The following is a 21,094-nucleotide window of genomic DNA, read 5'->3' as shown; positions in this document are numbered from 1 at the left end:
CCGGCGCAGTCCGGGGAGGCCTCGCCGCCGCCCCCGGCCGGCAGTTGAACCTTGGAGCACGTCATGGATCCGGAGGACCGCGCCGTGGTCGCGTCCGGCTCCGCGCGGGCAGGGCATCGGCGCCGGATCGGCACGGGCACGGCCGTGGGCATCACCGTCGCCGTGCTCGTCGTCGCCAACCTGGCCGACAACCGCTGGGCACCCCTGTTCGGGCCGCTGACTGCGACCGCGGTCAGCGGGCTGCTGCTGGGGGTGCTCTTCCGGGCGGGGGGTACGTGGGCGGATGCGGGCCTGGATCCCGCCACACTCGGGCGGGGAACGCGCTGGGCGCTGGCGCTGATCGGGCTGGTCGGTGCGGTGTACCTGGTGGGGGCGCTGCTGCCGTTCACCCGCGACCTGTTCGCGGACCTGCGCTACAGCCGGCTGACCGGTGGCGAGGTGGCGCTGCGTGTGCTGATCACGGTCCCGCTCGGCACTGTGCTTCTGGAGGAGGTCGCCTTCCGGGGCGTGCTGTACGGCCTGGTGCGCCGGGCCCGCGGGGTGGTCCGGGCGACGGCGGTGTCGAGCGTGCTGTTCGGGTTGTGGCACGTCCTGCCGTCGCTGCACCTGGCGGCCGTGAAGCCCGCGCTGACGCCGGTGTTCGGCCACTCCACGTTCGGTGCCGCTCTTGCCGTCGTGGGCGCGGTGCTGTTCACCGCCGCCTCCGGAGTGCTCTTCTGCGAGCTGCGCCGCCGCAGCGGCAGCCTGCTGGCGCCGATGGGCCTGCACTGGGCCGTCAACGCGCTCGGCTATGTGGTCGGCTTCCTTGCCCGAACCCGAAGGAGACACTGAACAGGACGACCGCGCTGATGAAGAGGGTGGGCCAGGCCCAGTGCCGCGGAGGCCGAGGCTCTCGATCGGCGAAAGCACGCCAGATGCACGCGGCGAGTACCCCGAGCCCGTAGCCGATGGCCGCGCTGATGCCACAGACCAGGCCCTGGAGGAGACCACCGCGCGGGAGCAGCGACGGTGTGAAGGACAGGCACGCGAGGACGAGCGCGCCCCAGCAGCCGGGGAGCGTGACGTAGAGCAGCTTCCGCCGTTCACCGGGCTTCGGCGGTGGCTCGGGGCCTTCGGCCGCTGCTGACGGATCAACCGGAGGCCCTGGTGTGTCCCGCGCCATGGCTGCCTCCGCTCGAGGATCCGGGCACAGACGTTCCGATCTACTGAGAAGATTGCACCACTATGTGGCTGTAAACCCCAATCACGAAGGGGTGTCCCGGGTCCGGGACACCCCTTCGTGGTTCACCCTGCTTCGTGGTTCACCGTGCCGTGCCACGACCAGTGTGTGCGTCAGGCCCCCGGCCGGTACTTTCTTATGAACTGCCGCGATGTGGGCACATTGGCCTTCGCGCAGCTCACCTTGGCGAACTTCGAGGTGACGGTGTAGTTGTCGTTCGGGATTCCGGTGAACTCGAAGAAGCCGTCGGGCAGTGTGGTGCTGGTGTTGATCACGGCTCCTGCGGAGTTCTTGAGGGTGACCGTCTCGGCGGCGGGGAATCCCCTGCCGGAGACCCCGAAGGTGTTGCCCGGGCCCTGAGTCACGGCACAGGTGATCGCGCCTTCGGCGTTCATGTCCGTGCCGGAGGGGGTGGAGGTGGGGGCGGGGGCCTTCGCGCAGCTCACCTTGGCGAACTTCGAGGTGACGGTGTAGTTGTCGTTCGGGATTCCGGTGAACTCGAAGAAGCCGTCGGGCAGTGTGGTGCTGGTGTTGATCACGGCTCCTGCGGAGTTCTTGAGGGTGACCGTCTCGGCGGCGGGGAATCCCCTGCCGGAGACCCCGAAGGTGTTGCCCGGGCCCTGAGTCACGGCACAGGTGATCGCGCCTTCGGCGTTCATGTCCGTGCCGGAGGGGGTGGAGGTGGGGGCGGGGGCCTTCGCGCAGCTCACCTTGGCGAACTTCGAGGTGACGGTGTAGTTGTCGTTCGGGATTCCGGTGAACTCGAAGAAGCCGTCGGGCAGTGTGGTGCTGGTGTTGATCACGGCTCCTGCGGAGTTCTTGAGGGTGACCGTCTCGGCGGCGGGGAATCCCCTGCCGGAGACCCCGAAGGTGTTCCCCGGGCCCTGAGTCACGGCACAGGTGATCGCGCCTTCGGCGTTCATGTCCGTGCCGGAGGGGGTGGAGGTGGGGGCGGGGGCCTTCGCGCAGCTCACCTTGGCGAACTTCGAGGTGACGGTGTAGTTGTCGTTCGGGATTCCGGTGAACTCGAAGAAGCCGTCGGGCAGTGTGGTGCTGGTGTTGATCACGGCTCCTGCGGAGTTCTTGAGGGTGACCGTCTCGGCGGCGGGGAATCCCCTGCCGGAGACCCCGAAGGTGTTCCCCGGGCCCTGGGTCACGGTGCATGTGATGTCCTGCTGGGGAACTGCGTGCGCCGGTGAAGAGGCGAAGGTCATGCCCCCGGCGAATGCGACGGCCACCGCTACCGAGGCCGGCACGATTCTCTTCTTCATCAGCTTCTCCCTCACTCAGCCGGGATTTGGGCGACAGTCAGCGTGGCAAAGCGGGCATAACCGCGGCGTGACGCAGGTATGACGGCGCCGTGACGCGGGCGAGGGAGCCCCGAGCCGGTCCGGACACCGCTTCGGGCGTGAGCCCCCGGGTGCCTCAGGACGAGGGCGTCGCGGTCAGGCGGGCCGCAGAGGCGATGGTCGCGCGGGCCTCGCGTTCCGTCAGGCCGGTGCGGATGGCGGCGGCGGTCAGCCGGGCGGCGAGGGTGTCGCCGATGCCGTTCTCGTAGGCGCGGCAGGCGGCCCAGAACAGGCGGGTGTTGCGCTGGCCGGTGTGGGCGGCGAGGACGAAGTCGATCAGGGCCTGGCCGTGCCGGGGGCGCGCCGCGGGGTGGTGGGGGCGTGCGGGGGGCACGAGGAGGCGGAGGAGCGCTCTGGGGCAGGGTGCGGGGGCGAGATGAGCGGTGCCGGGGGCGAGGCGGTAGACGCCGCGGTTGGTGAGGGAGCCGGGGCCGACCAGGTAGCCGCCGGAGCCGCGGACGTCGATACCGGGGGCGAGGCGGCTCGCCGAGTTGGGGATGACGGTGTCGGAGGGCCCGGTGAGCCAGATGTGGCGGCCGCCGCTGGGGGTGAGGACGACCACGGTCTCGGGGAGGGTGAACAGGTGCTCCAGGGCCACGTGCCGGAGGGCCGCGTTGCCGTCCGTACCGGACTTCGTGTCGAGGTCGATGCCGATCAGATGGTGCGGGGGCCGGCCGCACGCGATGCCGTAGCCGGTGGCCCAGGGCGCGGCGGCGAAAAGGGCACGGACCCGCGCGGGATCGCAGGTGGCGTCGTGGACGCCGTGGCCGTACCGGCCGCATTCGCCGCGGCAGTGGGGCGTGGCCTCGTCGCGGTGCGGTGAGGGGAGCGCGGGAAGCTTGTGGCGGGTCAGGGGGATGACGGGGAGCCCGCGCTCGGCGGCGGTGAGGGCGTGTGCGAGGGCCAGGGTGGCGGCGTGCCGGTCGATGGTGGCCATGGCTCTATTTTCGTACGCATGTTCGAAAAAGGGAAGCGGAAAAGTTTGGCCGAAAATGTGCCGGAACGCTTTTCCTCTTGCGGGCCATGGGTTTGGTGGGTCGACGGGTGCCTGGGCTGGGTGTCCGGCGATGAAGAGGAGGTTTATCCGACGTTCCTCATGCTTGCGAGGGAATCAGGGCCTCCGGGGTGGTTCACGGCGGATTCGGTGGGCAACTCTGGTGTCGCGACGTCGAGTCCAGCGTCCGGGGCGGTCGGCCAACTGCCTTGGAACAAGCCGTACTTGTGATTCATGGAGGAATGATATGGCAAGCACCCGTACCGCCCGCGTCCTGGCCGCTGTTGCCGCGCTCCCGCTCGCAGCCGTTCTCTTCACGGGAGTTGCTCAGGCCGACAACGGTGCGCTCGCGGACACCGGATCCAACGCGAGTGCCGCGAGCATCTCCGGCAGCGGTGTCGGCGGCAGCAACCACGGCAACTCCTCGACCTCGCAGCAGGTTGCGACCGGCGCCGGCGCGTCCAACCAGAACTACACCGCGCAGGTGAACGGTTCGGCCTACACCGTGATCGACCAGTCGAGCAGGAACGTCCAGATCAACTTCTACCCCTGGTGGTAGGTCCGGGTCCTGTGGGACGCCTGTCGCGGGGTGACTGACGGCCCGGGTGGACGGCACTTCGGTGCCGCCTGCCCGGGCCGTCCCGTGTCCGGGCATCTGACGGATGGTCGAATTCCCTCTGCGCCGGCATGACGACGGCTGAACCCTGAGAGCGCCGTCCACCTACAGGAGGTGGGGTTTGCCTCACCCCTACAACCTGAGGCGGATCCTGCTTCGGCACCTGCGGTCGATCCCCAGGGGGCGTACCCACTCCTAGCGTGGAAGCCATGACCACGCCTGTCTGCACCAGCGCCTCCAAGGCCGCGCACGCCCCCCTTCACGGGGCGCGGCCCACCGGCCCCCGGATGACGTTCTCGTCGTACGTACGGGCCCGCGGACCCGTGCTGCTGCGCACCGCCCGCTCGCTCACCGCGAACCCGTGCGATGCGGAAGACCTGCTGCAGACTGCACTGGCCAAGACGTATGTCGCCTGGGACCGGATAGAGGACCACCGCGCCGTCGACGGCTATGTGCGGCGCGCCCTGCTGAACACCCGGACCTCGCAGTGGCGCAAGCGCAGGATCGACGAGTTCGCCTGCGACGAGCTGCCCGAGCCCGAGACGGTCCCGGCCCCCGACCCGGCGGAGCAGCAGGCGCTGCACGACGCGATGTGGCGGGCCGTCATGAAGCTCCCGGACCGGCAGCGGGCGATGGTGGTGCTGCGCTACTACGAGGACCTCAGCGAGGCTCAGACCGCGCAGGTCCTCGGTGTCTCCGTCGGTACGGTCAAGAGCGCCGTCTCCCGTGCGCTGGGCAAGCTCCGCGAGGACCCGGAGCTGGTTCCGGTGCGCTGAATCCGCAGTCGGCTACTCCCGGGTAGTGACATACCGCGTGGTAGGTGCGCAGAATCTGCACACCCAGACCGCGCGCCCACCGGGAGGACGCCGTGCTCAGCACCATGCAGGACGTACCGCTGACCGTGACCCGCATCCTGAAACACGGGATGACGATCCACGGCACGTCTCAGGTCACGACCTGGACCGGTGATGCCGGGCAGCCGCAGCGCCGCAGCTTCGCTCAGGTGGGCGAGCGCGCGAACCGGCTGGCCAACGCCCTGCGCGACGAGCTGGGTGTCGAGGGCGACCAGCGCGTCGCCACGTTGATGTGGAACAACGCCGAACACGTCGAGGCGTATTTCGCGATCCCCTCCATGGGCGCCGTGCTCCACACCCTCAATCTGCGCCTGCCCGCCGAGCAGCTCGTCTGGATCGTCAACCACGCCGCCGACCGCGTGATCATCGTCAACGGTTCGCTGCTGCCGCTGCTCGCCCCGCTGCTGCCGCGGCTGACCTCGGTCGAGCATGTGGTCGTGTCCGGCCCCGGCGACCGTTCCGTCCTCGACGGCTCCCGCCCCCGGGTGCACGACTACGAGCAGCTGATCGCGGACCGCCCCACCGGCTACGACTGGCCCGAGCTGGACGAGCGTTCGGCCGCCGCCATGTGCTACACCTCGGGCACCACCGGCGACCCCAAGGGCGTGGTCTACTCCCACCGTTCCGTCTACCTGCACTCCATGCAGGTGAACATGGCCCAGTCGATGGGGCTGACCGACAGGGACACCTCCCTCATCGTCGTACCGCAGTTCCATGTGAACGCCTGGGGTCTGCCGCACGCGGCCTTCATGACCGGCGTCAACATGCTGATGCCGGACCGCTTCCTCCAGCCCGCGCCGCTCGCCGAGATGATCGTGAGCGAGAAGCCGAGCCACGCCGCCGCCGTCCCGACCATCTGGCAGGGCCTGCTCGCCGAGGTCACCGCCAACCCGCGCGACATCTCCTGCATGGCCAGGGTCACCATCGGCGGAGCCGCCTGTCCGCCCTCCCTCATGGAGGCGTACGACAAGCTGGGCGTCCGCCTCTGCCACGCCTGGGGCATGACCGAGACGTCCCCGCTCGGCACCATGGCCAACCCGCCCGGCGGCCTGACGGCGGAGCAGGAGTGGCCGTACCGCATCACCCAGGGCCGCTTCCCGGCCGGTGTCGAGGGCCGGCTGGTCGGCCCCGGCGGCGACATCCTGCCCTGGGACGGCGAGTCGGCCGGCGAGCTGGAGGTGCGCGGGCCCTGGATCGCGGCCGCCTACTACGGCGGCTCGGACGGCGAACCGCTCAGGCCCGCCGACAAGTTCAGTGAGGACGGCTGGCTGAAGACCGGGGACGTCGGAGTCATCAGCGCGGACGGCTTCCTGACCCTGACCGACCGGGCCAAGGACGTCATCAAGTCCGGCGGGGAGTGGATCTCCAGTGTCGAGCTGGAGAACGCCCTGATGGCTCACCCGGAGGTCGCGGAGGCGGCCGTCGTCGCCGTGCCGGACGAGAAGTGGGGCGAACGGCCGCTCGCCACGGTCGTGCTGAAGGAGGGCGCGAGCGCCGATTACGAGGCGCTGCGGGCCTTCCTCGTCGAGAAGATCGCCAAGTGGCAGCTGCCGGAGCGGTGGGCGCTGATTCCGGCGGTGCCGAAGACGAGCGTGGGGAAGTTCGACAAGAAGGTGATCCGCAGGAAGTACGCGGACGGGGAGCTGGACGTCACGCGTTTCTGACGTTCCGCGTGAAACGTGTGGTTCCACGTGAAACGTACGGTGGCCCCGCGGCTTCGCGGGGCCACCTTTCAGTTCGTACCGATCCTTGCCAGCAGGTCCACGATGCGGCCCTGTACCTCGGCGTTCGTCGAGCGTTCCGCCAGGAACAGGACCGTCTCGCCCGAGGCCAGCCGTGGCAGCTCCGCCTGGTCGATGCCGGCCGAGGTGTAGACGACCAACGGGGTGTGGTTCAGCCGGCCGTTGGCGCGCAGCCAGTCGACGATTCCGGCCCGGCGGCGGCGTACCAGCATCAGGTCCATCACCACCAGATTCGGCCGCATTTGTGTCGCGAGCGTTACCGCGTCGTCGTCCGATCCGGCGCGGGCGACCTGCAAGCCGCGCCGCTCCAGCGTCGCGGTCAGCGCCAGCGCGATCTCCTCGTGTTCCTCGAGCAGCAGCACGCGCGGCGGATGCTGCTCGCTGTCGCGCGGGGCCAGTGCCTTCAGCAGTACGGCCGGGTCGGCGCCGTACGCCGCCTCCCGGGTGGCCTGGCCGAGCCCCGCGGTCACCAGCACGGGCACCTCGGCGGCCACCGCGGCCTCGCGCAGCGACTGGAGCGCCTTACGGGTGATCGGCCCGGTCAGCGGGTCCACGAACAGGGCCGCCGGGGACGCGGCGATCTGCGCGTCCACCTCCTCGCGCGAGTGCACGACGACGGGACGGTAGCCCCGTTCGCCCAGTGCCTGCTGGGTCGAGGGGTCGGGTGCGGGCCACACCAGCAGCCTGCGCGGGTTGTCGAGCGGCTCGGGCGGCAGTTCGTCGTCCACCGGCTGGGGGACGGGACGGTTCTTGACCTCCACCGCGCCGCCCGGCCCGTCCAGCGGCTGGGGTCCCTCCACACCCTCGTCGGGCGCCCCTATGGCGTAGGCCCGTCCCCTGCCCTCGGAGGGCGGATCGAGCAGCGGCTGTGGCTGCGGGTGGGGGCGGGCGGACGGTTCCGGCCGGCGCTCGCTGTCCGGGGGCGTGGCGAGCTTGCGGCGCCTTCCTCCGGAGCCGGAGCCCTGCTGGGCGATCTGCTGTCCGAACGGCACGCCCTGGCCGAGGGTACGGACGCTGATCGCCCGCCCCTGGGTCGAGTCGGCATCGCCGACCGGCACGGCCGGAGGCAGGGGAACGGCGCCGGTACTGCTGATGGTCTGCGGATGCGGCAGCGACGGCGTCCGGCCGGCCGCCACGGCGTCGTGGCGGCCCGGCAGCGAGGCATCTGTCTCACCGGCCGTGGGCGGCACCCGGTCGGCCGTGGCGGGCGGCAGCGCGAACGCGGTCCGCGCACCCGCGGCGTCGGCCGATGCGGCCTCCGCGGGCGCGGACGCCAGCGCCCGCCTGGCCCGCCGTCCGACCGGCGCGGGCTGGGTGGCCTCCGCCGAGGCCGCGTCGGCGGGGTGTCCGGCGACGCCGTCACCGGTCCCGCGGTGCGAGCCTGCCTGTCCGGCGCCGTTGTACGCGCCCGCGCCGCGGCCGTCGGGAGACTCCGGCGCGACCGGTGCCGGCATCGGCGGCTGTTTCGTGGTGCGCAGGCCCTGCGGCCCGCTCGGCACGGGCTGCGCTGCGGCAGCCGGAAGCGCCTGTGGGGCGGCGGGCAGCGCGGGCAGCGCCGACTGCTCGGGGGCCTGCCGGGCCCGTCGTCCCGTCGTCCCGGACTGCGCGGCCTCCACGGGCATGCCCTGCGGCGGCACCGTCGTGCCGAGCGCCGGCCGGCCCGTGTCGCGCGCGCTCTCCGCGGCGGTCACGACGGCACCCTCCGCGGGTGCCTCCTCGGCGGGGCTGGGCCGCCCGCGCCGCCGCCCGGTACCGCCGCCGGACGGGACGGCGTCGGCGCCGGCGCCCTGCTGGGCCGGGATGCGCTCGTGGATCCCGACCCCGTCGGTGTCGCTGCGGCCAGCCCTGCGGCGCCCGGTCGGAGTCCTGCCCTCCGAGGACGTCTCGGGGCTCAGCGAGCTCTCCAGGAAGGCGTCCGTGGACGCCCGCCGGGCCCGTCGCCTGCCTCCGCCGATCGTCGTGTCGGAGGTCTGCTGTGCCGGCAGCGCCGGAACGGCTCGCTCGGCCGGCCTCTCCTCCACGGCCGGGGCCGTGACTGTGCCCGCGCCCGTGCCGAGCGGCACTTCGAGGACGTACGCGTTGCCGCTCATGCCCGGCACGGAGTGTGTCTGGAGCACCCCGTCATGGGCCTCGACGATGCCCCGCACGATCGGCTGGTGCACCGGGTCGCCTCCGGCGTACGGCCCGCGGACCTCGATCCGTGCGACATCACCGCGCTGCGCCGCCGCGACCACGACCGTGGAGTCCATGTACCCGCCGCCGAGCGCGATGACCGGCGCGTTGCCCGTGGCGTCGACTCCGGCGACGTCCGCGATCAGATGGGCGAGCGCGGTGGCCAGCCGTCCCGCGTCCACCTCGGCCTCGATGGCCGGCGCATGCACCGCGAACTGCGCGCGACCCGGGCCGATCAGTTCCACCGCGCCGTCGACAGCGGCCGCCACGACCGCGTCGAGCAGCACCTTGTCCTTCTTCAGCTCCTCGGTGCCCGAGTCGAGCCGCTGGAAGGCGAGCACATTGTCGACGAGGGTGGTCATACGGGCGTATCCGGCGGCCAGATGGTGCAGGGTCCGGTTCGCCTCCGGCCACAGCTGTCCGGCGTCGTCGGCCGCGAGCGTGGCGAGCTCGCCACGCAGTGCCTCCAGAGGCCCGCGCAGTGAGCCGCCGAGCACCGCGATCAGCTGGGCGTGCCGGGCGGCCAGCTCGTCGTACCGGTTGGTCTCCCGCTCCAGGACCTCGGCGTGCTTGGCGGCCTGTGCGTCGTACCGCGCGGTCTCGCGCTCCAGGGCTTCCGCGTGCTTGGCGGCCTGCTCCTCGTACGGACGCCGGTCCGTGAACGTCATCACCGCGCCGACGAGCTGCTCCCCGTCGCGCACCGGAGCCGTCGTCACGTCGACGGGCACCTTCGCGCCGCTCTTCGTCCACAGCACCTGCCCGCGCACCCGGTGCTTGCGCCCGGACTTGAGGGTGTCGGCGAGCGGCGACTCCTCGAACGGGAAGGGTTCGCCGTCGGCACGTGTGTGCAGGATCAGCGGGTGCAGTTCCTTGCCGCCCAGGCCACTCGCCCGGTGGCCGAGGATCTGCGCCGCGGCCGGATTGACCAGGACGACCCGGCCCTCGGTGTCCGTGCCGACGACACCTTCCGAGGCGGCGCGCAGGATCATCTCGGTCTGCCGCTGCGAACGCGCCAGTTCGGCCTCGGTGTCGACGGTCCCGGACAGGTCGCGTACGACGAGCATCAGCAGTTCGTCGCCGGTGTAGCTCAGCCGGTCGTTGTAGGCGTCCCGGCCGTCCTCCAGGTTCGCGCTGGTCACCCCGGCCGGGAACTCGCTGCCGTCGGTGCGCCGCGCGACCATCCGGTCCGACTTGGCGCGTTCGCCCTTGTCGCCCTTTTCCGGACGGCGCATGGACCCCGGGATCAGCGTCGAGTCGAACTCCGGCAGCAGGTCCAGCAGCCCGCGCCCGACGAGCGCCGTGCCCGGGGTCTCGAACATCTCCAGGGCGATGGTGTTGGCGTTGACGACGGTGCCGTTGCAGTTGACGAGCAGCAGCCCGTCCGGGAGTGCGTCGAGTATGGCTGCGAGGCGAGCAGCGCCTCGGGATGGCCTGCTGCTCACGACGACGGTTCCTCCCTGCTTACTGCACCTTGCCGAACCACTGAAGTGAGTCTAAGGGCTGGGGATGCGGGCGCGACGGCGGATACGGGGGAGCTCTCCGCCGGGTTCTGTGCGCATGAGCGCACATCCGCCGTTTCCACGCGCATCCCGGCCCGGTTCTACGAAGCCACGGCGACGGGCAGCACCGGCTCCAGGTTGTTCCAGCGGGAGACCTCGCAACCGTTGGACCGGCTGAAGGTGGCGTCCACGGGCTTCCCCCGCCAGGTGCCGTGGATCCGGGCAGTGGCCGGTCCGCCGTACTGGAAGGTGCACATCGTGTCCGTGGGCACGGGCGCGAACGGATCCGCCTCCCCGGCCGCCAGTTCGAGCAGTCGGGCGCACGCCTCCGCCGCCGCCGGATGCGTTCCGGCGGCGGCCGGGGCGCACTCCAACTCGTACGTACCGTCCCACTCGGGCTTTCCGGTCTCCCCGGCGGTCACGGTCAGCCGCTCGGGCCCCGCCGGCAGCGGCCACGCGTCGGCGGGCGCGGCGGACAGCGCGGACAGTGTGGCGGCGGCAGCGGCGATGGTGAGGCGGCGCAGCATGCGAACTCCTGACGGCATACGGACGACGTACGACCCGGGGCGGCGCCCGCCCCGGCATCTCTAACGCTGCGGGCTCCGCCGCGTTGCGCAACCGGACCGCGTTCTCCTGAGGGACACCCCGGCCGCGAAGGGCTTTGCCCTGGCGCCCGGAGGCCTAGTACCGTGGGGGGCGATTGGTGACACCGCCCCAAGCTGTGTCATCATCTGCACGCACCACTCGCGCAAGCACGCGGTGCGCTGGAGGCGTCGCCTAGTCCGGTCTATGGCGCCGCACTGCTAATGCGGTTTGGGCCTTAAAGCCCATCGAGGGTTCAAATCCCTCCGCCTCCGCTTTCGGACATCGAAGCCCCGGCCCTCATCGGCCGGGGCTTTGGTGCTTTCTCCGCTCCTGAGAGTGTTTTCGCAGGTCAGGAGGGGTTTGGCTAATGGATTTCGCGCTGCGGCGCAGGTCATGTAATGTTGTTCCCGCAACGCCGACCGGCAAGAAAAAGCCGGAGAGCCGAGCACTCGTAGCTTAACGGATAGAGCATCTGACTACGGATCAGAAGGTTGCAGGTTCGAATCCTGCCGAGTGCACACCACCGAGAGGCCCCTGGATCACCAGGGGCCTCTCGCGTTGTAGCCTCCGCCGCATGAAGATCCGAACGGGTGTCCTGCTGGCTGTCGGCGTGCTCGCAGTGCCCCTGGTGTTCGTCGGCTGGCCGGCGGCGTACTTCCTTCTCGTATACGGCTGCGGGCTGGAGGAGGACGCGCTCGAAAGGGCCCTGCAGGCGGAGTCGGTGCTGGACGCGCCGCCGGACGGCGCCGAGAGCGTGGGAAAGCCGTACTCGGGGTGCGATGACGACGACCTCTTCGTGAGCGTGGAACGCGCGTACCGGTACGAGGGATCCCCCGCCGCTCTGCAGGCGTACTACCGCAAGGCCGCCCCGGCGCGGGGCTGGCAGCCGGTCGCCCGGTCCGAGGGCAAGTGCTTCACCAAGCGCGTCGACGGGGCGACGGCCTACCTCTCCTTCTGGTACCCCGAAGAGTACGAGCAGAAGACCGACGCCGACTTCGCGGTGGGCATTACCGCGCAGCGCGGCAGTACGGAGGAGTGGTGCTGACGTGAGCTGGCGCTGCGCCGGGATGCGCTGGTCCGGTGGTGCACCGCGGCTGGTCTGGCTCGGTGACCGCGGGGAGAGGACGAGCACGCTCGCCTACGGGCAGGAGCCGGCCTTCCGGGCGGTCGGGGAGCGGCACTGCCTGGGTGTGCGGCGCAACCCGTGCCCCACGCGGGCCGTGGTGCCGGCCCGCGTGACGCGCGCGCAGTGCGAGGCGTGCGCGCGGCTGGACCGGGCGCGGTCGGTGGCGGCGGACACCATGGCCGACGATCCGCGGCCGTACGCCGTGTATCTGGCGTGGTTCGGGCCCGGGATGCTGAAGGTGGGGATCACCGCCGTGGAGCGGGGGCCGGCGCGGCTGCTGGAGCAGGGAGCGGTGGCGTTCACCTGGCTGGGCCGGGGGCCGCTGATGGCGGCGCGGCGGACGGAGGAGCTGCTGCGTACGGCACTGGGGGTGCCGGACCGTATCCCCTACGCGGACAAGCGGGCGGTCCGGGCCGTGCTGCCGCCCGAAGATGTGCGGGCGGCGGAGGTCGAGGCGCTGTACGGGCGGGCCGTGGCGCTGGAGGGCTGGCCGGAGTCGCTGGAGCGGGCCGGATGCGGGGTCGTCGACCATGTGGAGGTCTTCGGGCTCGGGCAGGCGCCGGGGGCCACCGCGGTGGTCACCGAGCTGAGGGACGGCGGGGCCGTGGCGGGGCGGCTGGTCGCGGCCGCCGGGCCGGATCTTCATCTGCGCTCGCCGCGGGGCGAGGTGCTGATCGTCGACACGCGGCTGATGGCGGGCTGGGAGTTGGCCCGTGCGGAGGCAGGGGCCCCCACGACCGTCCCGGTGCGGGTCCTGGCGGGACCGGACGTGCAGGAGGGGCTGTTCTGAGTCCGCCGGCCCGATGGTCAAGACTTGGATCCCTTTCGGATCCCTTCGGTCAAAGAACCTGGACAGGTCCCCGCGGGTCGGCGGAGGGTGGCCGTCATGAGCGATCAACTCGTGTCGGGAATCGAACCGCCCTACTACACCGTGGTGTTCACCTCCATCCGCACGGAGGGCGACAACGGATACGGCGAGACCGCCGAACGGATGAAGGAGCTGGTGGAGGGGATACCGGGATACCTGGGGTACGAGACGGCGCGCACGCCGGGCGGGATCGGGATCACCGTCGGGTACTTCCGGGACGAGGAGGCGATCGCCGCGTGGCGCAGCCGTCTGGAGCACCAGAGCGCCCAGCGGCGTGGCCGCGCCGAGTGGTACGAGAGCTACAGCGTCCACATCGGCCGGGTCGAGCGGAGCCACGGCTTTGAGCGCGGCTGAGGCCGAGGCCGTACGCCGGTTCCGGGAGCGGTGCGGTCTGCCCGGGCTGGTGGACGTGCACACGCATTTCATGCCGGAGCGGGTGCTCCGCAAGGTGTGGGCGTACTTCGACGCGGCCGGGCCGCTGACCGGTATGGAATGGCCCATCACCTACCGGCAGGAGGAGGACGAAAGGCTCGCGCTGCTCAGGGAGTTCGGCGTGCGTGCCTTCACGGCGATGCTCTATCCGCACAAGGCGGGAATGGCCGCCTGGCTCAACGACTGGGCCGCCGGCTTCGCCGCGCGTACCCCGGACGTCGTGCACACGGCGACCCTCTTCCCCGAGGACGGCGTCGCGGACTACGTACGCGAGGCCGTGGAGTCCGGTGCGCGCGTGTTCAAGGCGCACCTCCAGGTCGGCGCGTACGACCCGAACAACGAGCTGCTCGACCCGGTGTGGGGGCTGCTGGCGGAGGCCGGGATCCCGGTGGTGACGCACTGCGGTTCGGGACCCGTGCCGGGCAAGCACACCGGGCCCGAGCCGGTGGGGCGGCTGCTCGCGCGGCATCCCCGGCTGCGGCTGGTGGTGGCGCACATGGGCATGCCGGAGTACACCGACTTCCTGGATCTGGCGGAGCGGTACGCAGGGGTCCGGCTGGACACCACCATGGCGTTCACCGACTTCACCGAGCGCGTCATGCCGTTCCCGGAGCGGGAGCGGGGCCGGCTGGCGGACCTCGGGGACCGGATCGTGCTGGGCAGCGACTTCCCCAACATCCCATACCCGTACGTGCACCAGCTGGAGGCGCTGGAGCGGCTCGGACTCGGTGGCGACTGGCTGCGCGCGGTCTGTCATGACAACGGGGCGCGGCTGTTCGGCCTGTGAATCCCGCGGTGATCCGGCCTGTGAATCCGCTGGGTTTCTCAGCTCGGGGAATCCACAGGTTCCGGAAAGGGGCTCTCGGACGCGGCCCGCAGTGTGGCGGGTATGCGAACCGAGATGCTCCGCCCGGACGGGAGCCCCGTCCGCGTGCTCGTCGTGGACGGCGAGGCCCCGCTCGCCGAGCTGCTGTGGCAGGGGCGAGTGCCGGATGACGGCGTCACGCTCTACGACCTGACCACGCCGAGCGGGACCGGATCGAGGACGCCTTCGCCTCGGGTGCGGAGGCCGGTCAGCTGGTCGGTGCCGCGGCCGTGCCGGCCGGCGGACCGCCGGCGGCGCTGCTGTTGCGCCGGGCCATGGGGGTACCCCCCAATCGAGCGAAGTCGAGAGCTCGGGGAAAGGCAGACTCGACGGTAGCGGAGCAATAGCATCGAAGCGGGCAGACCGGACCGCCCCGTTCCGGAGGAAGGTGAGCCATGGTGACTGCGGCCGACCGCGCGAAGCAACCCGCGCGGACGAGTGTGTGGCTGGCGAGCAGAGCGTCCCGCGGACGGAAGTCCGACCAGCCCACCGGTCTGGACCGTGACAAGATCACCGCGGCCACGGTCAGACTGCTGGACGCGGAGGGCCTCGCCAAGTTCTCCATGCGCCGCCTGGCCGCGGAACTCGGCGTCACCGCGATGTCCGTCTACTGGTACGTCGACACCAAGGACGACCTGCTGGAGCTCGCCCTCGACGCGGTCATGGGCGAGATGCGCCTGCCGGCCGAGGACGACCCCGCGGACTGGCGCGACCAGCTGCGTGCCCTGACCACCGAGTACCGGCGGATGCTGGTCGGGCACCCCTGGGTGTCGCCGCTCGCCGGTGAGTACCTCAACATCGGACCGCACTCGCTGGCCTTCGTCGCCGCCATCCAGCACGTCCTGGGCAGGACCGGTCTGCCGATGAGCGGGCGGACGGGCGCGCTCGCGGCCGTTTTCCAGTTCGTGTACGGCTTCGGCACGGTCGAGGGCCGTTTCGCCCAGCGCTGCGCGGCCGCCGGTCTCAGCCAGGACGACTACTTCCACCAGGTCATGGGGACGATCGCCGGGCAGCCGGAGTTGCAGGAGACCTTCGAGGAGGCGACCGAACTGATGGAGGCCCGCGGCGGCGACACGGTGGAGGAGATGCGGGAGCGGGACTTCGTCTTCGCGCTCGACCTGCTGATCGCGGGCATCGAGGCGAAGAGCGCGCACCAGGTCTAGTGCCAATGCCGGTGACCCTGCAGCCTTCCAGAGCCCGCCAGTGAGGACAGCGCCGCAGGTCAAAGGCTCGCGCGCGCCGATAAGTCAGTGGCATTGGGTCCACTGCCCCTCTTTGCCCCGTCGCGACGCTCCCCCAGAGGTGCCCCCGGGCACGCACGCTCGCTGCGTTGGCCGAAAACCCAAGGAGCGCTGCTACGAGGGCCTTCGGCCGCCTTGCGATCGCACGCACCGGACGCCGCTCCTCGACGGTCACCGTTGCCGGTCGCGGCACCGGGACACGCAGGAACGTACGACGTGTGCGGGCCCCGTCCCGGGGCGGCCGGCCGTCCCCTGCCTGCCGTCCCGGGCACGGGGCCCGGTCCACCGGGCCGGGGTGCCTCCGCTTGTGGCGCTCCGCTCCGGCGGGTCCTGATCAGGCGGTGTCGGCCGCCGGGGTGGTGGTCTTCGGCGCGACCTCCTTGATGAACAGCGTCAGCAGGAAGGCGATCAGCGCGAAGGGCGCCGAGTAGAGGAAGACGTCACCGACGCCGTGACCGTACGCGCTCACCCGCCCAGTCGACCTTGGCCTTCCGCTTCGCGACCGGGAGCCTGAGGGTCTTCTGCAGCACGATCAGCGCGAGGACCGCGAACGGCACGCCGACGTAGAAGCACCAGCGCCAGCCCAGCCAGTCGGTGTCCCTGATGACACCGCCCAGCAGCGGACCGCCGACGGTCGCGACGGCGAAGACCGCGCCGAGGTAGCCGCTGTAGCGTCCGCGCTCACGTGGGGCGAAGGCTTCGCATGGTGCCGGTCAACGCGCAGCGGGCCCCGGCCGGGCGGCAAGGCCCCCGGGGCCGGGGTTGGGTCGAACTCCGGACTTCGCTAGGGTCCTGGCTCATGGCACACAACCACCAAGCCCCGCAGGGCCCCGAGGGCAACTACGACCCGGCGGGCAGCACCCAGATGTTCCGGGCCTTCGTCGACGACGGCGCCCCGCAGCGGCAGCGGCAGGCGGCCGCGCCGGCCGGGCCGCGGGTCGGGCTGATCCTCGGTGTCGTCGCCGCCGTGGTGATCCTGGCCGTGGTCGGCTGGCTCGCGCTGAGCTGACCCGACGGCTCATGCCCAGGGCCCCGGGCCGGAATGCGTACCGGTCCCCGGGGCGTGTCGAGCACCCATGGCGCCCCCGGCGCACCGGATGCGGCCGGCGTCTTCCCCTCCGAGTCGCCGGGCGCGCATCTGCTCGGTTCACCTCCGGGGCGCTCAAGCGGCTGTCGACGGTCGACCGTGCTCGAGTCGCTCGTACCTCGCGGCCCTCCGCGCTCTCTCTTTCGACAGCCGCGCGCCCCTTCGGCTCACTCGGCACGCCAGTCGCCGCGCCGCGATCCCGTACTGATGCCCCGTCAAGCAGGAGAGATGGAGCCTCAGTCGGAGATGAGCCCGGCCCGCAGCTGGGCGAGGGTCCGGGTCAGCAGCCGGGACACATGCATCTGCGAGATGCCGACCGCCTCGCCGATCTGCGACTGCGTCATGTTCGCGAAGAAGCGGAGCATGATGATCTGCCGTTCGCGCGGTGGGAGTTTGGCCAGCAGGGGCTTGAGCGACTCGCGGTACTCCACTCCCTCCAGGGCGCTGTCCTCGTACCCCAGCCGGTCCGCGAGCGATCCCTCGCCGCCGTCGTCCTCCGGCGAGGGCGAGTCGAGGGACGAGGCGGTGTAGGCGTTGCCCACCGCCAGCCCGTCGACCACGTCCTCCTCCGACACGCCCAGCACGGAGGCGAGTTCGGGGACCGTCGGCGACCGGTCGAGCTTCTGGGACAGCTCGTCGCTGGCCTTCGTCAGGGCGAGGCGCAGCTCCTGGAGCCGGCGCGGCACCCGGACCGACCATGAGGTGTCACGGAAGAAGCGCTTGATCTCGCCGACGACCGTGGGCATCGCGAAGGTCGGGAATTCCACGCCCCGTTCGCAGTCGAACCGGTCGATCGCCTTGATGAGCCCGATCGTGCCGACCTGGACGATGTCCTCCATCGGCTCGTTGCGGCTGCGGAACCGCGCGGCGGCGTAGCGCACGAGCGGCAGGTTGAGCTCGATGAGCGTGTCTCGTACATACGTACGCTCGGGGCTGTCCGTTCCTTGTGCGTCCAGAGCGCGGAGCCGCAGGAACAGGGAACGGGACAGAGTACGGGTGTCGATGGCCTCCGGCCGGGGCATCAGCGGCTCCGGCGCGTGGCCGAGCCCGTCAGGTGCGTCCTTGGTGAGCACCTTCGAGCTGCCCTGTTCTGCGGACATGCCACCCCCTTGAGGTCGCGGACGGTCGCGTTGGCCGCTCCCGTCGGAGGGATGCAGCCTCCACCTGAATACCGGCGGTGGGGCTGCGGCAAACACGGTTCCAGCAGAATGTCACATGTCGGCAACACGCTGTAGCGTCAAGTCGACAAATCTGCGCAGGAAAGAGGGGGTGTGCGGCTTTTCGGCCACTGGCCGGGATCACTCGTTCCGGTCAGGAATCGATTCGATTTGCGGATCGCAGTCGCGCGAAGCTGCGGGCGAGCAGCCGCGACACATGCATCTGGGAAACTCCCAATTCCGCGCTGATCTGGGACTGTGTGAGATTGCTGTAATAGCGGAGCAGCAGGATCCGCTGTTCCCGCTCCGGCAGTTGTACGAGCAGATGCCGGACCAGATCACGGTGTTCGACTCCGGCCAGCTCCGGGTCCTCGTAACCGAGCCGGTCCACCAGGCCGGGCAGTCCGTCGCCCTCCTGGGCCGCTTCCAGGGAGGTGGCGTGGTAGGAGCGTCCCGCCTCGATGCAGGACAGCACCTCCTCCTCGGTGATCTTCAGCCGCTCGGCGATCTCGGCGGTCGAGGGGGTGCGGCCATGGATCGTGGTGAGGTCCTCGGTGGCGCCGTTGACCTGGACCCACAGCTCGTGCAGCCGTCGCGGCACATGGACGGTCCGTACGTTGTCCCGGAAATAGCGCTTGATCTCGCCGACCACGGTCGGCATCGCGAAGGTCGGGAACTGCACCCCACGGTCCGGGTCGAACCGGTCGATGGCGTTGATGAGCCCGATCGTGCCGACCTGGACCACGTCCTCCATCGGCTCGTTGCGGCTACGGAAGCGGATCGCCGCGTACCGCACCAGCGGGAGGTTCGCCTCGATCAGTGCGGCGCGCACCTTGGCGTGGTCGGGGGTGCCCGGCGTCAGCTCCTTGAGCTCCGCGAAGAGCACCTGGGTCAGGGCCCGGGTGTCGGCACCCCGGCTGCCGCCACGGGGTTCGTTCTCGTTCTGGGGCGGCGCTTGAGGCGCAGTACTGGCCGGCACGTCACGCCACCCCTTCTCGGTCCGTGTGGGTCGACTGATCCGTCAAAAGCGGTCATAGCATCACAAGACATGTGCACTGTGTGCAAGCACCGTATAACGCCGTGTTGAGGGCAAGTTGGGAGAAAGTAGAGGCTTCTTCGAGCGTAATCGACCATGGATACGGCAAAGGCCCCGCACCCGTGAAGGCGCGGGGCCGGGAAGCCATTCGGGCTCAGAATTCGTAGTCGGCGATCACCCAGGTGGCGAACTCGCGCCACCGGCCCGCCGCGGCCTGGTGGGCCGGGTGCTCGAGGTAGCTCTTCAGCGCGTCCTTGTCGTGCACCGCGGAGTTGATCGCGAAGTCGTAGGCGATCGGCCGGTCGGTGATGTTCCAGGCGCACTCCCAGAACTCCAGCTCGGGGATGAGCCCGCCGAGCTCCTGGAAGGCCTTCACGCCCTCGGTGACGCGCGGCTCGTCACGCGATACGCCCTCGTTGAGCCTGAAGAGGACCAGATGACGGATCAAGGGAACTCCTTGGGGGTCAGCGCACCAGCTCGGTCATGAACTCGCCGATGCCCTTCGCGGCGTCGGAAATGCCCTTGAACCCTATCCCCACCATGTCCGCGGACTCCTTGGGGGAAGTGATGATCGTGTACAGCACGAAGATGATGACGCAGAAGAGAGCGACCTTCCTCGCTTGCACCGCCACGCCCCTCCTCGGAATGCACTGCCCTGTGGCGTGAGTCTATCCGGACAGGCGTTCGGCGAAAGGGGAAGCGGAAAGGGGAAGCGGAAAGCCGAAGGGCCCCGACATCGTCGGGGCCCTTCGAAGAGAGCGGTAGTGGAGGGATTTGAACCCCCGATGGGTTGCCCCATACTCGCTTTCGAGGCGAGCTCCTTCGGCCACTCGGACACACTACCGGGAGAGATCCTAGCCGATGGTGGGCAGTGCTTCGCAACCCCGGACGCCGTGGCCCTCCTCACCGCTCCCGGAAGAAGGCCGTCAGCCGGTCCGAGCACTCCTTCTCGAGGACGCCGATGATCACCTCCGGCCGGTGGTTGAGCCTCCGGTCCCGTACGACGTCCCACAGCGAGCCCGCCGCGCCGGCCTTCTCGTCGCGCGCCCCGTAGACCACCCGGTCCACCCGCGACAGCACGATCGCGCCCGCGCACATCGTGCACGGCTCCAGGGTGACCACCAGAGTGCAGCCGGTGAGCCGCCACTCGCCGAGCTTCGCGGCAGCCCGCCTGATCGCCACCACCTCGGCATGCGCGGTCGGGTCACCCGTGGCCTCGCGTTCGTTGTGGCCGGTCGCGAGCAGCGAGCCGTCCGGGGCCAGCACGACGGCGCCTACCGGCACGTCACCGGCCGGCTCCGCGCGTGCAGCCTCCTCCAGGGCGAGGCGCATGGGCGCCTCCCAGGGCGCTGTCACCAGGTCCGTCACTAGCGGACAGCCTCCAGGATCTCGGCGGCGCCCAGCATGTCGGCGATCTGGCCGAGCGCGTCCGTGTCGAGCGCCCGCAGCTCCTTGGCGGATACACCGAGGTCCGAGAGGACGTCGGCGTCCCCGACCGGGCCCGCCGGGATCACCTCGGCCGGGGCCGGAGAGTCCTCCTCCTCGGGCTCGGGCTCACCGTCCTCGGTACCGTCGAGGTCGAGCGCGTCCAGGTCGTCGTCCTCGTCCTCGTCCTTGCCGAGCAGCTCATCGGTGAGCATTGCTCCGTACGAGGACCGGGCTGCGGCGGCGGCATCCGAGACGTAGACACGAGGATCGTCCTCGCCGTCCACCCGGACGACGCCGAACCATGCATCCTCCTGCTCGATGAAGGCGATCACCGTGTCGTCGTCCACTGACGCCTCACGGGCCAGTTCTGCCAGATCCGACAGGGTCTCCACATCGTCGAGTTCCGTGTCGCTCGCTTCCCACCCGTCTTCGGTGCGCGCGAGCAGTGCGGCGAAGTACACCGTGACTCTCCCACTGGTCATAGGCGTGCCGGTTGGGGGTCCCCCCGGCCGGAGGTTTGAGGCGGAAGCGTTCTTTCGAGTCCCGCCCAATCGGCATCGTGGCAGAAACCTCGGCTTTCCGAGAGGTCTTCCGCTCTTGCGTCGTGGGGCGAGTTTCACCAGCGGAACGTACGCATGTGCATGGCCTGGCGCATTCGGGCCGCCCGGGCCCTGCGTGGCCGCACCCGGTCGCGCAGCGCTTCGGCCTCGTTCAATTCGCGGAGAAACCGCGCGCGGCGCCGCCTTCGGTCCGCGTCGCCCTCCTGCCGTTCGTCCTGTTCGTCCTGCCGCTGTTCATGGTCCGGCATCGGCCCCACCACCCCG

At 70.6% G+C, this 21,094-nt stretch carries 23 protein-coding genes, 3 tRNA genes and 2 pseudogenes; 13 read left to right on the top strand and 15 right to left on the bottom strand.

Features of this window, described 5'->3' with window-relative positions; genetic code table 11:
• Positions 1-63: 63 nt before the first annotated feature.
• A complete protein-coding gene (locus tag ABD858_RS15975) occupies positions 64-831 on the top strand; it encodes a CPBP family intramembrane glutamic endopeptidase (protein ID WP_345037926.1) in 768 nt (255 codons plus the stop codon).
• Here the strand turns inward: ABD858_RS15975 and ABD858_RS15970 are convergent.
• The 3 genes from ABD858_RS15970 to ABD858_RS15960 all read right to left on the bottom strand — a co-directional run bounded on the left by ABD858_RS15970 (position 776) and on the right by ABD858_RS15960 (position 3,505).
• Positions 776-1,162 carry an alpha/beta-hydrolase N-terminal domain-containing protein gene (locus ABD858_RS15970; RefSeq protein WP_345037924.1) on the bottom strand — a complete coding sequence of 129 codons (387 nt, stop codon included), beginning with the start codon at positions 1,160-1,162 and terminating at the stop codon, positions 776-778. The genes ABD858_RS15975 and ABD858_RS15970 overlap by 56 nt on opposite strands.
• Before the next feature lie 170 nt (positions 1,163-1,332).
• Positions 1,333-2,490 carry a collagen binding domain-containing protein gene (locus tag ABD858_RS15965; RefSeq protein ID WP_345037922.1) on the bottom strand — a complete coding sequence of 386 codons (1,158 nt, stop codon included), beginning with the start codon at positions 2,488-2,490 and terminating at the stop codon, positions 1,333-1,335.
• A 154-nt stretch (positions 2,491-2,644) separates the two neighbouring features.
• Entirely contained in the window at positions 2,645-3,505 is an 861-nt protein-coding gene (locus ABD858_RS15960; protein ID WP_345037920.1) for a bifunctional DNA primase/polymerase, read from the bottom strand.
• Between the two features lie 304 nt (positions 3,506-3,809).
• Between ABD858_RS15960 and ABD858_RS15955 the strand changes: the two genes are divergently transcribed.
• The 3 genes from ABD858_RS15955 to ABD858_RS15945 all read left to right on the top strand — a co-directional run bounded on the left by ABD858_RS15955 (position 3,810) and on the right by ABD858_RS15945 (position 6,696).
• Positions 3,810-4,121: a hypothetical protein gene (locus tag ABD858_RS15955; RefSeq protein ID WP_345037917.1), complete on the top strand. Its 312-nt coding sequence runs from the start codon at positions 3,810-3,812 to the stop codon at positions 4,119-4,121.
• A 266-nt stretch (positions 4,122-4,387) separates the two neighbouring features.
• Positions 4,388-4,954, top strand: a complete 567-nt coding sequence (locus ABD858_RS15950) for a SigE family RNA polymerase sigma factor (RefSeq protein WP_345037915.1) — start codon at positions 4,388-4,390, stop codon at positions 4,952-4,954.
• A 92-nt stretch (positions 4,955-5,046) separates the two neighbouring features.
• Positions 5,047-6,696 carry a long-chain fatty acid--CoA ligase gene (locus ABD858_RS15945; protein ID WP_345037914.1) on the top strand — a complete coding sequence of 550 codons (1,650 nt, stop codon included), beginning with the start codon at positions 5,047-5,049 and terminating at the stop codon, positions 6,694-6,696.
• Between the two features lie 68 nt (positions 6,697-6,764).
• Here ABD858_RS15945 and ABD858_RS15940 read toward each other — a convergent pair whose 3' ends face one another.
• The gene (locus ABD858_RS15940) at positions 6,765-10,388 is read right to left on the bottom strand and encodes a hybrid sensor histidine kinase/response regulator (protein ID WP_345037911.1); all 3,624 of its coding nucleotides are present in this window, start codon (positions 10,386-10,388) and stop codon (positions 6,765-6,767) included.
• Positions 10,389-10,546: 158 nt separating this feature from the next.
• Positions 10,547-10,972 (bottom strand): SSI family serine proteinase inhibitor, encoded by a 426-nt coding sequence (locus ABD858_RS15935; RefSeq protein WP_345037909.1) that lies wholly within the window; start codon positions 10,970-10,972, stop codon positions 10,547-10,549.
• A gap of 239 nt (positions 10,973-11,211) precedes the next feature.
• Here ABD858_RS15935 and ABD858_RS15930 point away from each other — a divergent pair.
• From ABD858_RS15930 to ABD858_RS15890, 8 genes and pseudogenes are all read left to right on the top strand, one after another.
• Positions 11,212-11,302 (top strand) — tRNA-Ser (locus tag ABD858_RS15930).
• A 173-nt stretch (positions 11,303-11,475) separates the two neighbouring features.
• Positions 11,476-11,548: transfer RNA gene (locus ABD858_RS15925), tRNA-Arg, on the top strand.
• A 56-nt stretch (positions 11,549-11,604) separates the two neighbouring features.
• On the top strand, positions 11,605-12,075 hold the full coding sequence (locus tag ABD858_RS15920; protein WP_345037907.1) for a hypothetical protein: 471 nt from the start codon (positions 11,605-11,607) through the stop codon (positions 12,073-12,075).
• Positions 12,076-12,097: 22 nt separating this feature from the next.
• A complete protein-coding gene (locus ABD858_RS15915; RefSeq protein ID WP_345044579.1) occupies positions 12,098-12,946 on the top strand; it encodes a DUF2797 domain-containing protein in 849 nt (282 codons plus the stop codon).
• A gap of 96 nt (positions 12,947-13,042) precedes the next feature.
• Positions 13,043-13,378 (top strand): antibiotic biosynthesis monooxygenase family protein, encoded by a 336-nt coding sequence (locus ABD858_RS15910; RefSeq protein WP_345037904.1) that lies wholly within the window; start codon positions 13,043-13,045, stop codon positions 13,376-13,378.
• On the top strand, positions 13,365-14,243 hold the full coding sequence (locus tag ABD858_RS15905; RefSeq protein ID WP_345037902.1) for an amidohydrolase family protein: 879 nt from the start codon (positions 13,365-13,367) through the stop codon (positions 14,241-14,243). The genes ABD858_RS15910 and ABD858_RS15905 overlap by 14 nt, the downstream gene beginning before the upstream one ends.
• 102 nt (positions 14,244-14,345) lie before the next feature.
• Positions 14,346-14,456, top strand: a pseudogene (locus tag ABD858_RS15900) (DNA-binding response regulator); the annotation flags it as partial.
• A 260-nt stretch (positions 14,457-14,716) separates the two neighbouring features.
• Positions 14,717-15,484 (top strand): TetR/AcrR family transcriptional regulator, encoded by a 768-nt coding sequence (locus ABD858_RS15890; protein ID WP_345037900.1) that lies wholly within the window; start codon positions 14,717-14,719, stop codon positions 15,482-15,484.
• Between the two features lie 412 nt (positions 15,485-15,896).
• Here ABD858_RS15890 and ABD858_RS15885 read toward each other — a convergent pair whose 3' ends face one another.
• Together ABD858_RS15885 and ABD858_RS15880 are read right to left on the bottom strand one after the other, a co-directional pair.
• Complete coding sequence (locus tag ABD858_RS15885; protein WP_345037898.1) at positions 15,897-16,031, bottom strand: hypothetical protein; 135 nt, start codon at positions 16,029-16,031, stop codon at positions 15,897-15,899.
• Positions 16,030-16,254 (bottom strand): annotated as a pseudogene (locus ABD858_RS15880) (MFS transporter); the annotation flags it as partial. The gene ABD858_RS15885 and the pseudogene ABD858_RS15880, both read right to left, overlap by 2 nt.
• 107 nt (positions 16,255-16,361) lie before the next feature.
• Here ABD858_RS15880 and ABD858_RS15875 point away from each other — a divergent pair.
• Positions 16,362-16,571, top strand: a complete 210-nt coding sequence (locus ABD858_RS15875) for a hypothetical protein (RefSeq protein WP_345037895.1) — start codon at positions 16,362-16,364, stop codon at positions 16,569-16,571.
• 314 nt (positions 16,572-16,885) lie between these two features.
• On the opposite strand, the gene ABD858_RS15870 is transcribed toward ABD858_RS15875, so the two are convergent.
• From ABD858_RS15870 to ABD858_RS15835, 8 genes are all read right to left on the bottom strand, one after another.
• Positions 16,886-17,749 (bottom strand): RNA polymerase sigma factor SigF, encoded by an 864-nt coding sequence (locus ABD858_RS15870; protein ID WP_345037893.1) that lies wholly within the window; start codon positions 17,747-17,749, stop codon positions 16,886-16,888.
• 211 nt (positions 17,750-17,960) lie between these two features.
• Positions 17,961-18,785, bottom strand: coding sequence for an RNA polymerase sigma factor SigF (locus tag ABD858_RS15865; protein ID WP_345037891.1), 825 nt, complete (start codon positions 18,783-18,785; stop codon positions 17,961-17,963).
• A 211-nt stretch (positions 18,786-18,996) separates the two neighbouring features.
• Entirely contained in the window at positions 18,997-19,290 is a 294-nt protein-coding gene (locus ABD858_RS15860; protein ID WP_345037887.1) for a Dabb family protein, read from the bottom strand.
• A gap of 16 nt (positions 19,291-19,306) precedes the next feature.
• Positions 19,307-19,468: a hypothetical protein gene (locus ABD858_RS15855; RefSeq protein WP_345037885.1), complete on the bottom strand. Its 162-nt coding sequence runs from the start codon at positions 19,466-19,468 to the stop codon at positions 19,307-19,309.
• 133 nt (positions 19,469-19,601) lie between these two features.
• Positions 19,602-19,686: transfer RNA gene (locus ABD858_RS15850), tRNA-Ser, on the bottom strand.
• Between the two features lie 59 nt (positions 19,687-19,745).
• Positions 19,746-20,210: a tRNA adenosine(34) deaminase TadA gene (gene tadA, locus ABD858_RS15845; RefSeq protein WP_345037883.1), complete on the bottom strand. Its 465-nt coding sequence runs from the start codon at positions 20,208-20,210 to the stop codon at positions 19,746-19,748.
• Positions 20,210-20,752: a tRNA adenosine deaminase-associated protein gene (locus ABD858_RS15840; RefSeq protein WP_345037881.1), complete on the bottom strand. Its 543-nt coding sequence runs from the start codon at positions 20,750-20,752 to the stop codon at positions 20,210-20,212. The genes tadA and ABD858_RS15840 overlap by 1 nt, the downstream gene beginning before the upstream one ends.
• A 134-nt stretch (positions 20,753-20,886) precedes the next feature.
• Positions 20,887-21,078 carry a hypothetical protein gene (locus ABD858_RS15835; RefSeq protein ID WP_345037879.1) on the bottom strand — a complete coding sequence of 64 codons (192 nt, stop codon included), beginning with the start codon at positions 21,076-21,078 and terminating at the stop codon, positions 20,887-20,889.
• Positions 21,079-21,094: the final 16 nt, after the last annotated feature.

This window comes from Streptomyces sannanensis, assembly GCF_039536205.1.
GTDB lineage: Bacteria > Actinomycetota > Actinomycetes > Streptomycetales > Streptomycetaceae > Streptomyces > Streptomyces sannanensis.
The sequence above is the reverse complement of the archived record's forward strand: the minus strand, read 5'-3'. Positions and strand labels throughout refer to the sequence as shown.